Origin of the sequence: Pseudomonas sp. GD03862, assembly GCF_029840855.1 — a bacterium.
GTDB lineage: Bacteria > Pseudomonadota > Gammaproteobacteria > Pseudomonadales > Pseudomonadaceae > Aquipseudomonas > Aquipseudomonas alloputida.
In genome coordinates this window covers 22,132-36,658 of record NZ_JAOCDI010000052.1, presented here as the reverse complement: position 1 = coordinate 36,658, position 14,527 = coordinate 22,132, and the positions used below count along the sequence as shown (strand labels likewise).

Annotated in this window: 8 protein-coding genes; 7 read left to right on the top strand and 1 reads right to left on the bottom strand. The window is 64.2% G+C overall.

Translation table 11 applies throughout. The features are described 5' to 3' along the window. Positions 1-126: 126 nt before the first annotated feature. From recC to N5D53_RS24270, 6 genes are all read left to right on the top strand, one after another. Positions 127-3,609 (top strand): exodeoxyribonuclease V subunit gamma, encoded by a 3,483-nt coding sequence (gene recC / locus N5D53_RS24295; protein ID WP_190869978.1) that lies wholly within the window; start codon positions 127-129, stop codon positions 3,607-3,609. After that, complete coding sequence (gene recB / locus N5D53_RS24290) at positions 3,606-7,280, top strand: exodeoxyribonuclease V subunit beta (protein WP_190869979.1); 3,675 nt, start codon at positions 3,606-3,608, stop codon at positions 7,278-7,280. The genes recC and recB overlap by 4 nt, the downstream gene beginning before the upstream one ends. Beyond that, on the top strand, positions 7,277-9,352 hold the full coding sequence (recD, locus tag N5D53_RS24285; protein WP_104962574.1) for an exodeoxyribonuclease V subunit alpha: 2,076 nt from the start codon (positions 7,277-7,279) through the stop codon (positions 9,350-9,352). Before recB ends, recD begins: the two co-directional genes overlap by 4 nt. 100 nt (positions 9,353-9,452) lie before the next feature. Beyond that, positions 9,453-10,019 (top strand): YfiR family protein, encoded by a 567-nt coding sequence (locus N5D53_RS24280; protein WP_014859459.1) that lies wholly within the window; start codon positions 9,453-9,455, stop codon positions 10,017-10,019. Continuing rightward, positions 10,016-11,287, top strand: a complete 1,272-nt coding sequence (locus tag N5D53_RS24275; RefSeq protein WP_266023190.1) for a diguanylate cyclase — start codon at positions 10,016-10,018, stop codon at positions 11,285-11,287. The genes N5D53_RS24280 and N5D53_RS24275 overlap by 4 nt, the downstream gene beginning before the upstream one ends. A gap of 4 nt (positions 11,288-11,291) precedes the next feature. After that, the gene (locus tag N5D53_RS24270; RefSeq protein WP_190869980.1) at positions 11,292-11,783 is read left to right on the top strand and encodes an OmpA family protein; all 492 of its coding nucleotides are present in this window, start codon (positions 11,292-11,294) and stop codon (positions 11,781-11,783) included. Positions 11,784-11,911: 128 nt separating this feature from the next. Here the strand turns inward: N5D53_RS24270 and N5D53_RS24265 are convergent, their stop codons facing one another. After that, positions 11,912-12,862 carry a LysR family transcriptional regulator gene (locus N5D53_RS24265; protein WP_010955323.1) on the bottom strand — a complete coding sequence of 317 codons (951 nt, stop codon included), beginning with the start codon at positions 12,860-12,862 and terminating at the stop codon, positions 11,912-11,914. Between the two features lie 132 nt (positions 12,863-12,994). On the opposite strand from N5D53_RS24265, the gene N5D53_RS24260 reads away from it, so the two are divergent. Then, positions 12,995-14,521 carry a CoA-acylating methylmalonate-semialdehyde dehydrogenase gene (locus N5D53_RS24260; RefSeq protein WP_279840975.1) on the top strand — a complete coding sequence of 509 codons (1,527 nt, stop codon included), beginning with the start codon at positions 12,995-12,997 and terminating at the stop codon, positions 14,519-14,521. Positions 14,522-14,527 lie beyond the last annotated feature (6 nt).

Sequence of the window (14,527 nt, the reverse complement as noted above, 5' to 3'; positions counted from 1 at the left end):
ACTCGACCTGCGCGAATCACTGCGGGAGCGGGGACGCCCGCTCTCGCGGCCTGATGGCATTCGGCCGTTTCCTGTACGCGTGATATCGTTCCCCTCTCAGCCATCAGCGCCTCCAGAGACCTTCCGATGCTCAACACCGCCCATCTCCACCCTGGCTTCATGATCGTCCACGGCAACCGCCTCGACGACTTGCGTAGCCTGGTAGTGAGCTGGATGCGTCGCTACCCGCTGGCGCCTCTGGAAAACGAAATTGCCCTGGTGCAAAGCAATGGCATCGCCCAATGGCTCAAGCTGGCCCTGGCTGAAGATCCGCTGGAAGATGACCTGGGCGGCTGCGGCATCGCTGCTGCAATCGATGTACAACTGCCCGGTAGCTTTATGTGGCAGCTCTACCGCAGCGTGCTTGGCCGTAGCGAAATCCCCGAAGTGTCTCTGCTCGACAAGGCACCCCTGACCTGGCGCCTGATGCGCCTTTTGCCAGCACTCATCGAGCGCCCGCATTTCGAGCCACTGCGGCGCTTCCTCACCGATGACAGTGACTTGCGCAAGCGCTACCAGCTCGCCGAGCGCTTGGCCGACCTGTTCGACCAGTACCAGGTCTACCGCGCCGATTGGCTCAAGGACTGGGCCACTGGTGAGCACGTCATCAACACGGCCCGCGGCGAGCGCAAAGTTCTGCCGCCAGGCAACCGCTGGCAAGCCGAGTTGTGGCGAGCATTGCTGGAGGATGTTGGCGAGCAAGGCATGGCGCAAAGCCGCGCCGGGGTACACCAACGTTTCATCGAGCGCATCAACAGCCTGGAGCAGGTGCCTGCAGGGCTGCCACCGAGGGTGATCGTGTTCGGTATCTCTTCGCTGCCGGCCCAGGCCCTGGAAGCACTGGCAGGCCTGTCGCGTTTCAGTCAGGTATTGCTGTGCGTACACAACCCATGCCGCCACCACTGGGCCGATATCGTTGCCGACAAGGACCTGCTGCGCCACCAGTACAAACGCCAGCAACGCAAGCAAGGCATGCCCCTGCAACTGGACGACCAGACGCTGCACCAGCATGCCCACCCGTTGCTCGCAGCCTGGGGTAAACAAGGCCGCGACTACATCAACCTGCTCGACAGCTATGATGACCCGGGCAGCTACCAGGGCGTGTTCAGCGACGGCCGCATCGACCTGTTCAGCGACGGTTCGCCCACCACGCTGCTCAACGAACTGCAGGACGACATCCTGGAATTGCGCCCGCTCGCCGAGAGCCGCGAACGGTGGCCGGCAGTCGACACCACAAAAGACCGCTCGATCCGCTTCCATATCGCGCACAGCCCGCAACGTGAAGTGGAGATCCTCCACGACCAGCTGTTGGCCCGCTTCAGCGCCGACCCGACTTTGCGCCCGCGCGACGTGATCGTCATGCTGCCGGACATCGACACTTACGCGCCGCATATCCGCGCCGTCTTCGGCCAGTTGCAGCGTAACGATCCACGCTACATCCCGTTCACCCTGACAGACCAGGGCCAGCGTGGTCGCGAGCCTTTGCTGATCGCGCTTGAGCACCTGCTCAAACTGCCTGACAGCCGCTTCGCGGTCAGCGAAGTGCTCGACCTGCTGGACGTGCCGGCAGTCCGCGCCCGCTTCGGCATCCGCGAAAACGACCTGCCCACGCTGCACCGCTGGATCGAGGGCGCTGGCATCCGTTGGGGCCTTGACGCCGAGCAGCGGGCGAGCCTGGGCTTGCCCGCCGGGCTCGAACAGAACAGTTGGCGTTTCGGCCTGCGCCGCATGCTGTTGGGTTATGCCGTGGGGGTGGGTGAGGCCTGTGATGGCATTGAACCCTACGATGAAATCGGTGGCCTGGACGCGGCACTGATCGGCCCGCTGGTCGCGTTGCTCGATGCGCTCGAAGTCGCCTGCCAGGCCCTGTCCGAGCCTGCCACCGTCAGCCAGTGGGGCGAACGACTGCATGCCTTGCTGCACGTGTTCTTCCTCGCCGAGGACGAGGGTGATGAATTCCTGTTGATGCAGTTGCAGGATCTGCGCGATAGCTGGCTTGAGGTGTGCGAGACCGTCGGCCTGCACGACCCGCTACCGCTGACCGTGGTGCGTGAAGCCTGGCTGTCGGGCCTCGATCAGGGCAAGCTGTCGCAACGTTTCCTCGCCGGCTCGGTCAACTTCTGCACACTCATGCCCATGCGCGCGATCCCCTTCAGGGTGGTCTGCCTGCTGGGCATGAACGATGGCGATTACCCGCGTGCGCAGCCACCGCTGGACTTCGACCTGATGGCCAGCGACTATCGCCCCGGCGACCGCTCACGCCGCGAAGACGACCGTTACCTGTTACTTGAAGCGCTACTGTCAGCACGTGACCAACTGTATGTCAGCTGGGTCGGGCGCAGTATCCGCGACAATAGCGAACGCCCGGCCTCGGTGCTGATCGGCCAGTTGCGCGATCACATCGCTGCGGGCTGGCATTTGGCCGACGCGCAGCAGGGCCAGCCCGCGAGACCGGGCGAGCAACTGTTGCACGCACTGACCCAGGAGCACCCGCTGCAGCCGTTCAGCCCTCGGTACTTCCAGAAGGGCAGCCCACTGTTCAGCTATGCCCATGAATGGCAGGTGCTGCACCAGCAGGGTGAGACAGACGCGCAGAGCGAGCCGGGCTTGCCGCCTTATCAGGACGCTGAAGCCCTGAGTCTGCACCAGCTGAATGACTTCTTGCGCCACCCGGTACGGCACTTCTTCAGCCAGCGCTTGAAGGTGTACTTTGAGGCGCTGGAAGCGCCGACCCCGGACGAAGAGCCCTTCGTCCTCGATACCCTGCAACGCTACGGCGCCAGTGAAAGCCTGCTTGGCGCCGCCTTGGCCGAACCGGACAATGCCGAACAAGCCTTGCGCGCCCAGGCCCGACGCCTGCAGGCCTGCGGTTTGCTGCCGCTAGCCGGTTTCGGCGAACTGCTGCAAAACGAGTTGATCGAACCGCTGCCGGACCTGCTGCAACGTCACCAGCAATTGCTGCAACGCTGGCCACAGCTGGTCGAGGGCGCTTTGCCAGTGCATTTCGAGCACGGTCAGCACCGACTTGAGGGCTGGCTGGGCCGGGTGTTCCAGGCGGAAGATCAGAGCCTTCTCAGCATCACCACAGTACCCAGCACCATCAGTGCCGGGCGCAACAACCTCAAGTGGCACCGCCTTATCGCGCCCTGGGTTACGCACCTGGCGGCCTGTGCGGCGGGCTACCCCTATAACAGTGCATTGGTAGCCAGTGACCTGACCCTGTTGCTTGCACCGCTGCCGCAAGCGCAGGCCGCGCAACTGCTGGGCGACCTGTTGGTGGCCCGTCAGGCGGCAATGAACGCGCCGTTGCCAGTCGCGGCCAAGACCGCGTTCGCCTGGTTGGCCCAGGACGATGCTGATAAAGCCATGGCCGCAGCAGCTCGCGCCTACGAAGGCGACGAACGCACCAGCTTTGGCGAACGGAGTGAAAGCATTGCCTTGGCCCGCCAGTTCCGGGACTTTGCAGCACTCACCGCTGACGAAACGTTTGAAGGCTGGTGCGAAACCTTGTATCGCCCGTTGTTCACCGCCCCTTGGCAGACCTTGGGCAACCCGGAGAAAGGCGCATGACCCAGGACCGTCCTTTGGCACTGAGTTTCCCCCTGCACGGTAGCCAGCTGATCGAGGCCAGCGCCGGCACGGGCAAGACCTTCACCATTTCGGCGCTGTACCTGCGCCTGATCCTCGGTCACGGTGGCGAACAGGGCTTCGAGCGCGAGCTGCTGCCACCGCAGATCCTCGTGGTGACCTTCACCGACGCCGCCACCAAAGAGCTGCGCGAGCGTATCCGCGCCCGCCTGGCTGAAGCCGCAAGGTTCTTCCGTGGCGAACTGGAAGGCGCCGATCCACTGTTGCACCAACTGCGTAACGATTACCCACAAGAGAACTGGCCGCGTTGCGCCGGCCGGTTGGAAATCGCCGTGCAGTGGATGGACGAGGCTGCGGTATCGACCATCCATGGCTGGTGCCAGCGCATGCTGCGCGAGCATGCCTTCGACAGCGGCAGCCTGTTCACCCAGACCCTGGAAACCGACCACAGCGAGTTGTTGGGCCAGGTCATGCGCGATTACTGGCGGCGCTTCTGCTATGGGATGCAAGGGGACGCACTGGCCTGGGTGCGCGGCAACTGGGGGAGCCCCGACGCCTTGCTGCCGCGCATTCGCCCACTGTTCGGCCGTGTGCGCGCCCAGCAGAATGGGCCAGAGCCCGCCGCATTGATCCAGGCATCGCTGCAGCAACGGGGTGCACAGTTGGCCCGGATCAAGGCGCCGTGGGCACAGTGGGCCGAGGAACTGCGGCAAATCTGCCGCGATGCGCTGGCCGCCAAACAGGTCGACGGCCGCAAGATGCAAGCCCGTTACTTCGAGCCCTGGTTCGACAAGCTCTGCGCTTGGGCCAGCGATGAGCAACTGGTAGAGCTCGACTTGGGCACCGGCTTTACCCGGCTGACCCCGGCGGGCATGGCCGAGGCCTGGAAGGGAGAACCTCCCGAGCACCCAGCCCTCAACGCCATGCAGCACTTGCAGCAGCAACTGCAGGCACTGGACAGCCCGGATGCCCCGCTGCTCGAGCACGCCGCCAGTTGGGTATCGGCGCGTTTCGAAGTGGAGAAGCGCCGGCGTGCAGAAATGGGCTTCGACGACATGCTCGTGCGCTTGCAGCACGCGCTCGCCAGCGAGGCCGGCGAGCGCCTGGCCAGCCTGATTCGTGAGCAGTTCCCGGTAGCGCTGATCGACGAATTCCAGGACACCGACCCGGTTCAGTACGGCATTTTCGAGCGCATCTACCAGATCAGCGAAAATCGCGCAGAAACCGGCCTGTTCATGATCGGCGACCCCAAGCAGGCGATCTACGCCTTCCGGGGTGCCGACATCTACACCTACCTTGCCGCGCGACGCGCTACCAGCGGCCGCCTGCACAGCCTGGACACCAACTACCGCTCCAGCAAAGCCATGGTGGCGGCGGTCAATCAGGTGTTCCTGCAGGCCGAGGCGCGTGAAGCGGGGCGGGGTGCATTCCTGTTCCGCGAGGCCGATGACAACCCGCTGCCATTCATCGAAGTGCGCGCCAAGGGGCGTGGCGAACAGCTGCTGATTGACGGTGAAGTCAGTGCAGCCCTGCAATGCTGGCAGCTGGAAAGTGAAGAGCCAGTCTCCAGCAGCGTCTACCGCCAGCAAATGGCCGCCAGTTGCGCCAGCCATATTGTGGCCTTGCTCAATGGCGGCCAGCAGGGCACGGCGGGCTTCCAGAATGCCGAAGGCGAATTGCGTGCCTGCTTGCCCTCGGACATCGCCATCCTGGTGCGCGATGGCCATGAGGCGCAGATGGTCCGCGCCGAACTGGCCGCACGCGAGGTGCGCAGCGTCTACCTGTCCGACAAGGACTCGGTGTTTGCCGCCCAGGAAGCCCACGACCTGCTGGCCTGGCTCAAGGCCTGCGCCGAGCCTGACTCAGAGCGCCTGCTCAAGGCTGCTTTGGCCAGCCTTACACTGGGCCTGTCGCTGGCTGCGCTGGACCGGCTTAACCAGGACGAGCGGGTCTGGGAGAGCTGGGTGATGCGCTTTCGCCTTTACCGCGACACCTGGCAGCGCCAAGGGGTGTTGCCGATGTTGCGCCACCTGCTGCATGACTTCCAGCTACCGCGCACGCTGATCCGCCGCAGTGATGGCGAGCGGGTGCTGACCAACCTGCTGCACCTGGCCGAGCTGCTGCAGCAGGCTGATGGCGAGCTGGACGGCGAACAGGCGCTTATCCGCCATCTGGCCGAGCATCTGGCTAGTTCCGGGCAGGCCGGTGAAGAGCAGATCCTGCGCTTGGAGAGCGACGAACAGTTGGTCAAGGTGGTGACCATCCACAAATCCAAGGGCCTGGAATATCCCTTGGTCTACCTGCCATTCATCTGCACCAGCAAACCGGTGGATGGTAGCCGTCTGCCGCTGGCGTGGCATGACAGCGAAGGTAACGCCCACGTCACCCTTACACCCGACCAGGAGCAGATCGAGCGCGCTGACGACGAGCGCCTGGCCGAAGACCTGCGCCTGCTCTACGTGGCCCTGACCCGCGCCCAGCATGCTTGCTGGCTGGGTGTCGCCGACCTCAAGCGCGGTAATCTGAAGAGCTCGCAGCTGCACCGCTCGGCGTTTGGCTACCTGCTGGGGGGCGGCCTTGCCTTGGCTGGCTCGGCGCAGCTGACGGACTGGTTGCAGGCTTTGGCGGCAAGTTGCCCGCACATCACTTGCCCAGGCCTGCCGCAGGCGGATGAGCAGATGTATCGCATGCCACACGCCGAACGTGAGCTGCTGCCAGCACGCAGGCCACGCCATGCGGCTGCCGAGCACTGGTGGATCGCTTCCTACAGTGCCCTTCGTGTCGGCGATCAGACCCTCGGCGCCGACAGCTCGCAGGCACAGCAACTGCTGGATGACGAGGTGCCCGATGCCCAGGTGTTGCGCGAGGTCCCGGCCGACAGCGGCGATATCCATCGCTTCCCGCGGGGGCCTAACCCCGGCACCTTCCTCCATGGTTTGCTGGAGTGGGCAGGCCGTGAGGGCTTCAGCGAGGTCAGCGCTAACCCTCAACTGATCGAGCGCACCGTTGGCCAGCGCTGCAACCGCCGTGACTGGGCAGGCTGGATCCCCACCCTGAGCCACTGGATGCAGCGTTTGCTGAGCGAGGCGTTGCCGCTGCCGGGCAGCGACCAGAGCGTAACGCTGGGCCAGCTGCGTCATTACCAGATCGAAATGGAGTTCTGGTTCGCCAGCCACCGGGTCGACGCAGAACAACTCGATCGCCTGGTGGCACGCCACACCCACCCCGGTCTGGCGCGCCCAGCTGCGCAGCCGACCGTGCTAAACGGCATGTTCAAAGGGTTCATCGACCTGGCGTTCGAGCTGGACGGGCGTTACTACGTGACCGACTACAAGTCCAACTGGCTGGGTGCGGACATCCAGGCCTACGATGCCATGGCCATGGAAAAGGCGATTCTTGAGCACCGCTACGACCTGCAGTATGTGCTGTACCTGCTGGCCCTGCATCGCCAGTTGCGCGCGCGGCTGGCGGACTACGATTATGACCGCCATGTTGGCGGCGCCCTGTTCATCTTCCTGCGCGGTGCCAGCAGCAGCGGCCACGGCGTGTACCACGCCAAGCCACCGCGTGAGCTGATCGAAAGCCTCGATGCGCTGTTCCGTGGCGAGCACGCGCCGGTACAGCAGGACCTGTTTGCCGGAGTTGCGCCATGAGCCGAAGCCTTGTCGACCTGTTGCCCACCCCGTTGCACGCCGAGCACCTGCTGGCACTGGCACCGCAGCACAACAGCGCTGACCTGCTGCAATTACTCGACCGCTGGGTTGAGCGGGGCTGGCTACGAGCCCTGGACCGCGCGTTCGTGTCGTTCCTGGAAGAGCGCGCCCCCGGCAGTGATCCCTTGCTATTGCTGGCAGCGGCGCTGGCCAGCCACCAACTGGGGCACGGACATGTCTGCCTCGACCTGCAACAAACCTTGGCCGAGCCTGATTTCGCCCTGTCGTTGCCGCCGGAAGGTGACGCCCTTATCGGCCCTTTGCTACTGCCATCGCAACTGCTGGCCAACCTTGACTTGAATGCCTGGCTTCAGCGCATCAGCGCCAGCCCGCTGGTGGCCGCAGGTGATACGCCTGGCCAGCAATCGCGGCCACTGGTACGCAGTGGCGAGCGCCTTTACCTGCGCCGTTACTGGAGTTACGAGCGGCGCATCGACCAGGCCCTGCGCCAGCGCCTGAGTCAGGCCGAAGCACCGCCTGCGGACCTGCCAGAGCGTCTGGCGCAACTGTTCGAGGGCGGCGCGCCAGCTGGCCAGGTGGACTGGCAGAAGCTCGCCTGCGCCTTGGCCACCCGGGCCGGTTTCAGCATCATCACTGGCGGCCCCGGCACCGGCAAGACGACCACCGTGGTGCGCCTGCTGGCGTTGCTGCAGGCGCCGGCAGTGGAGCAGGGCAGGCCACTGCGCATCCGCCTGGCTGCACCGACCGGCAAGGCCGCTGCGCGCCTGACCGAATCCATTGGCCAGCAAGTCGAGCGCCTGCAAGTCAGCGCCGAAGTACGCGGGCAAATCCCCACTGAAGTCAGCACCGTGCATCGCCTGCTCGGTAGCCGCCCGGGCTCGCGGCACTTCCGCCATCATGCTGGCAACCCGTTGCCGTTGGACGTGCTGGTGGTCGACGAAGCGTCGATGATCGACCTGGAAATGATGGCCAACCTGCTCGATGCCTTGCCGCCGCGGGCGCGTCTGGTGCTGCTGGGCGACAAGGACCAGTTGGCCTCGGTCGAGGCCGGCGCGGTGCTGGGTGACCTGTGCCGGGATGCTGAGGAGGGCTTTTACTCGCCGGCGACTGCAGCGTGGCTTCAGCAGGTCAGTGGCGAGTCGCTGGCCGGCAGTGGCCTCAAGGCCGGCGATGAGCAGCGTCACCCGCTGGCCCAGCAGGTGGTGATGCTGCGTTTTTCACGGCGTTTCGGTGAAGGCAGCGGAATTGGCCAGCTGGCCAGACTGGTCAATCGTCAGGACGCTCACGCGGCGCGCAACCTGCTGGCCGCGCCGCCTGCCGACGTGCACAGCCTTTCGCTCAAGCACGAACAGGATCGTGCGTTCGACCGCCTGTTACTCGACGGCCTGAACCGCGGTACCGATGGACCGCAAGGCTACCGCAGCTACCTGCGCACCCTTGGCCGTTACCGGCCGGCACTTGATACCGCCTTTGACGACCCCGCCTGGGAGCAATGGGCGGGCAAGGTGTTGCGCAGTTTCGAGGATTTCCAGTTGCTGTGCGCGGTGCGCCGGGGCGCCTGGGGTGTCGAAGGCCTCAACGAGCGGGTGGCGCGAGTGCTGCACAATGCCGGTCTGATCGACAGCCAGCAGCCCTGGTACGAAGGGCGCCCGGTGCTGGTGACCCGCAACGACTACGGCCTTGGCCTGATGAACGGTGACATCGGTATTGCCCTGCGCCTGCCGGATGAGCATGGCCAGCCGCTGCTGCGCGTGGCCTTCCCGCGCAACGACGGCAGTGGTGGTGTGCGATTCGTTCTGCCGAGCCGGCTCAACGAAGTGGAGACGGTATTCGCCATGACCGTGCACAAGTCCCAGGGCTCGGAGTTCAGCCACACTGCTCTGGTGCTGCCGGAGGCGCTCAACCCGGTGCTGACCAAGGAACTGGTGTACACCGGCATCACCCGGGCCAAGCATTGCTTCAGTCTGGTCGAGCCACGCCAAGGCATTTTCGAAGAAGCGGTGGCGCGCAAAGTACGGCGTATTTCCGGGTTGATGCTCGAGCAGGTCTAGGGCCATGAAACCCATTACACGTGGCCGCATGCTCATACAATAAAGCGGCCATGTGCTATCGTTGCGCCGATATCGGAAGGGGCTTCAAGGGATTTCCCACATGAACGTGGCCGCAAGGCGAGTGACAAGCTGTGCGCTTTCGCTATTGCTGGCCGTCCTGCTCCTTTCTGCAGGCGCTGCCCGGGCAGACCCCGGCACAACCGCCGCCCAGGCACAGCAACGCGCCAAGGCAGTCACCCAGGTAGTACTGGGTATCTTCAGTTACGCCCGCTGGCCCGTCGAACCTTCTCCTTTACGCCTGTGCCTGGTCGGCCCGACCGAGTACGCCGACGATCTCATCAAGGGCCATGTCCAGGAGTCCGGCCGGCCGCTGCAGGTGCGGCGCCTGCTGGCAGAAGACACCCAGGTCGCCCAGGCCTGCGATGCCCTCTACATTGGCAAGCTTGACCAGGGCCAGCGCGATCGGCTGTTCCAGCGTATCGGCGGCCACCCGGTGCTGAGCATCAGCGAGGCGGATGACCCATGCACGGTCGGCAGCCTGTTCTGCCTGCGGGTCAGCGACCAGCAGGTGGCCTTTGAAGTCAATCTCGACTCGGTGGCACGCTCTGGCGTGCGCATTCACCCCAGCGTGCTGCAATTGTCGCGGCGCCGGGCGGAGCAGCCATGAAGCCGACCCGCAAGCGTACCGTGCGCCCGACCCTGCGCTCGGTGCTGGGCCGTGGCCACCTCAGCGTCGCCTTGCTTGCCGTTGGCCTGGCGGGTATCTCCCTCACCCTGCTGGGCGTGCTCGCCCTGCGTGTCTATGCCAACCATAACCTGCAGTTGATCGCCCGCTCGATCAACTACACGGTAGAGGCGGCGGTGGTGTTCGATGACAGCGCCGCTGCCAATGAGTCGCTGGCGTTGATTGCCAGTACCGAAGAAGTGGCCGAGGCCAAGGTCTTCAACAACGAGGGCGAGCAACTGGCGCACTGGCAACGCGACAATACCGGCATGCTCGCGCAGCTGGAGGTGCAGGTTGCCAGCGCCTTGCTGGATGAGCCGGTCATTCTGCCGATCGTGCACCAGCAACAGCAGGTCGGGCATATCGAACTGGCAGGCCAGGGCAGGAGCCTGTTGCTGTTCCTGCTCAGTGGCTTGGCCGGTATCTTGTTCTGCACGGTCCTCAGCGCCTTGGCTGCCCAGTATCTGTCGCGGCGCCTGCTCAACGATATCACCCGCCCGCTGCGTGGCCTGGCCAGTGTCGCCCATGCCGCCCGCCGCGAGCGCAGCTTCGACCGGCGCGTGCCAGAAGCGCCGATTGCCGAGCTGAACGAGCTGGGTAACGACTTCAATGCCCTGCTGGATGAACTGGAGGTGTGGCAAAGCCACCTGCAGAGCGAAAACCAGACCCTGGCCCATCAGGCCAGCCACGACAGCCTGACCGGCTTGCCCAACCGCGCCTTCTTTGAAGGGCGCCTGAGCCGCAGCGTGCGAAATGCGGCCCGCCAGCAGGACCACCTGGCAGTGCTGTTCCTCGACAGCGACCACTTCAAGCAGATCAACGACACCCTCGGCCACGCCGTGGGTGACGAGGTGTTGATCAGCGTGGCCGAACGTGTGCGCGCCCAGTTGCGCGAGCAAGACCTGGTGGCGCGCCTGGGGGGCGACGAGTTTGCCGTGTTGTTGACGCCTTTGCATACGCGCAAGGATGCCGAACACATTGCCGAGAAGATCGTTGCCAGCATGAGGCTGCCGGTGCAACTGGACAGTGGCCGCAGTGTTTCCACCTCGCTGAGTGTCGGTATTGCCTATTACCCGGATGACGGCGCTGACCCCGCCAGTCTTCTGAATGCCGCCGATGCGGCAATGTACCAGGCCAAGCGCGAATGCCGTGGCCATTGGCAAGTGGCGCAGACGGAACGGTCCGCCAATGAAATCAGGAACAGGAGTTGAACCCGTGATGCACGCTTTACGTTTTCCGCTTTGGGCCTTGTTGCTCGCCCTGCTGGCGCTGACGGGGTGCCAGAGCGCACCCCAAAAGGGCCTTACCCCAGAACAGATTGCCGTGCTAAAGCGCGAAGGTTTCACCCCGACCGATGAAGGTTGGGCCTACGACTTGTCTGGCAAAGTGCTGTTCGGCAGCGATCTGGACAGCCTCAACGGCCAGAGCCAGGCGATTGTCGAGCGCATCGGCAAGGCGCTGCTGGGCGTGGGTATCCAGGGCGTGCGGGTGGACGGGCATGCCGACTCGTCGGGCAAGGCGGCGTATAACCAGCAGCTGTCCGAGCGCCGCGCGCAAAGCGTGACCAAGGCGCTGGTGGGGATTGGCATGCAGGCACAGAACATTCAGAGCCGTGGCCTGGGTAGCAGCCAGCCGGTGGCGGACAACCGCACCAGCGCCGGGCGTACCGAGAACCGTCGGGTGTCCATCGTGGTAGCGTCCTACTGATCGTCGCCGCTCGGGCAGTCACATAGCCCCTGTAGGCGTGGGCAACGCGGTGCCTGGCACCGGCTTCGCCGGTGTTCGCGGGCACGCTCCTACAGGGGCTGTGTTGCCTTCGGAAATGCGCAGGCGCATCAGTCCTGGGCAAAGCGCATCTCGCGGGTTTGCCCCATCAACAACGGCGCATTCGCCTCGGTCACCCCGCGGATGTAATCCCACAGCAGGGTAATGCGCTTCAACTTGCGCAAATCCTCCCGGCAATACATCCAGAACTGCCTCGTCACCTCGATCTCCTCCGGCAACACCGTGACCAATCGCGGGTCCTGCGCGGCGAGGAAGCACGGCAATATCGCCAGCCCACGCCCCTGCAACGCTGCCGTGTACTGCGCGATCACGCTGGTACTGCGCAAATGTGCGCTGGCGTTGGGGATCAGGTTGGCCAGGTACAGCAGCTCGGAGCTGAACGCCAGGTCATCCACGTAACTGATGAAGGGGTGTTTGGCCAGATCCGTCACCTGGCGGATCGGCGCGTGGCTGTCCAGGTAGCCCTGGGTGGCATACAGCCGCAGGCGGTAGTCGCACAGCTTGCAGCACACATAAGGCCCATGCTCGGGCCGCTCCAGCGCAATGACGATGTCCGCCTCGCGCTTGGACAGGCTGATGAAGTGCGGCAGCGGCAGGATGTCCACCGAAATAGCCGGGTAGGCGTCGACGAAGTGGCTTAGCTGCGGCGTGATGAAAAAGCTGCCAAAGCCCTCGGTGCAGCCCATGCGCACATGGCCCGACAACGCCACCCCCGACCCGGACACCTGCTCGCAAGCCATGTGCAGCGTGCTCTCGATCGATTCGGCATAGCCCAGCAGGCGCTGGCCTTCGGCGGTCAGCACAAAGCCGTTGGTCCGTGACTTTTCGAACAGCAAGGTGCCCAGCGCGCCCTCCAGCGAGCTGATGCGCCGCGACACTGTGGTGTAGTCCACGCTCAGCCGTTTGGCGGCACTGCTGGCCTTGCGGGTACGGGCCACTTCGAGGAAGAACTTCAAATCGTCCCAGTTGAGCGCGCTCAGGGATGTGAGGTCTTTTTGCATGATGATCCGGTTTTTTTGTGCGTTCTTGTTGGATGTTTGCACATCTATACTCGAAACAAGCCTCAGGACGCCACCTCGCGTTTGCCCGGCGCTGGCGATCTCGTCCCGACAACAATTCCAAGGAGAACGCAGATGAACGCACCGCAATCCCCAAACAGCACCAAGGTCGAGCAGGTCAAGCTGCTGATCGACGGCCAGTGGGTCGAGTCCCAAACCACCGAATGGCGTGACATCGTCAACCCGGCCACCCAAGAGGTGCTGGCGCGCGTACCGTTCGCCACCGTCGAGGAAGTCGACGCAGCCGTGGCCGCCGCGCAACGCGCATTCCAGACCTGGCGTAACACCCCGATCGGCGCCCGCATGCGCATCATGCTCAAGCTGCAGGCGCTGATCCGCGAACACACCAAACGCATTGCCCAGGTGCTCAGCGCCGAGCAGGGCAAGACCCTGGCCGACGCTGAAGGCGATATCTTCCGCGGCCTGGAAGTGGTCGAGCATGCTGCGTCCATTGGTACCCTGCAGATGGGCGAATTCGCCGAGAACGTCGCCGGCGGTGTCGATACCTACACCTTGCGCCAGCCGATCGGCGTATGCGCTGGCATCACCCCGTTCAACTTCCCGGCAATGATCCCGCTGTGGATGTTCCCCATGGCCATCGTCTGCGGCAACACCTTCGTGCTCAAACCGTCCGAGCAGGACCCGCTGTCGACCATGCTTCTGGTCGAGCTGGCGCTGGAAGCCGGCGTACCGGCCGGCGTGCTGAACGTGGTGCACGGCGGCAAGCAGGTGGTGGATGCCATTTGCACCCACCAGGACATCAAGGCGATTTCCTTCGTGGGCTCTACTGAAGTCGGCACGCACGTTTACAACCTTGGCAGCCAGCATGGCAAGCGTGTGCAGTCAATGATGGGCGCCAAGAACCACGCGGTGGTATTGCCTGATGCCAACCGCACACAAACCATCAATGCGCTGGTGGGTGCTGCCTTCGGCGCGGCAGGCCAGCGCTGCATGGCCACCTCGGTGGCGGTGTTGGTGGGCAAGGCCCGCGAATGGTTGCCGGATATCAAGGAGGCTGCCAGCAAGCTCAAGGTCAATGCTGGCTGTGAGCCGGGCACCGACGTTGGCCCGGTGGTTTCCAAGCGTGCCAAGGAGCGTGTGCTGGGCCTGATCGAAAGCGGTATCAAGGAAGGCGCCAAGCTGGAACTCGACGGCCGTGACGTCAAGGTACCGGGCTATGAGCAAGGCAACTTCGTCGGCCCGACCCTGTTCTCGGGCGTGAAGACCGACATGCAGGTGTATACCCAGGAAATCTTCGGCCCGGTGCTGGTGACCCTGGAAGTCGACACGCTCGACGAGGCCATCGCCCTGGTCAACGCCAACCCGTTCGGCAACGGCACCGGCCTGTTCACCCAGAGCGGCGCGGCAGCACGCAAGTTCCAGAGCGAAATTGATATTGGCCAGGTCGGCATCAACATCCCGATCCCGGTACCCGTACCGTTCTTCAGCTTCACCGGTTCGCGGGGTTCCAAGCTCGGTGACCTCGGGCCGTACGGCAAGCAAGTGGTGCAGTTCTACACTCAGACCAAGACTGTCACTGCTCGCTGGTTCGATGACGACAGCGTCAACGACGGTGTGAACACCACCATTAGCCTGCGCTAAGGAGTA

What these genes read in the sequence shown, in the direction of transcription:
- recC (WP_190869978.1), top strand. Translation starts at nt 127, where the DNA reads ATGCTCAACACCGCCCATCTCCACCCTGGCTTCATGATCGTCCACGGC.
- recB (WP_190869979.1), top strand. Translation starts at nt 3,606, where the DNA reads ATGACCCAGGACCGTCCTTTGGCACTGAGTTTCCCCCTGCACGGTAGC.
- recD (WP_104962574.1), top strand. Translation starts at nt 7,277, where the DNA reads ATGAGCCGAAGCCTTGTCGACCTGTTGCCCACCCCGTTGCACGCCGAG.
- N5D53_RS24280 (WP_014859459.1), top strand. Translation starts at nt 9,453, where the DNA reads ATGAACGTGGCCGCAAGGCGAGTGACAAGCTGTGCGCTTTCGCTATTG.
- N5D53_RS24275 (WP_266023190.1), top strand. Translation starts at nt 10,016, where the DNA reads ATGAAGCCGACCCGCAAGCGTACCGTGCGCCCGACCCTGCGCTCGGTG.
- N5D53_RS24265 (WP_010955323.1), bottom strand. Translation starts at nt 12,862, where the DNA reads ATGCAAAAAGACCTCACATCCCTGAGCGCGCTCAACTGGGACGATTTG.
- N5D53_RS24260 (WP_279840975.1), top strand. Translation starts at nt 12,995, where the DNA reads ATGAACGCACCGCAATCCCCAAACAGCACCAAGGTCGAGCAGGTCAAG.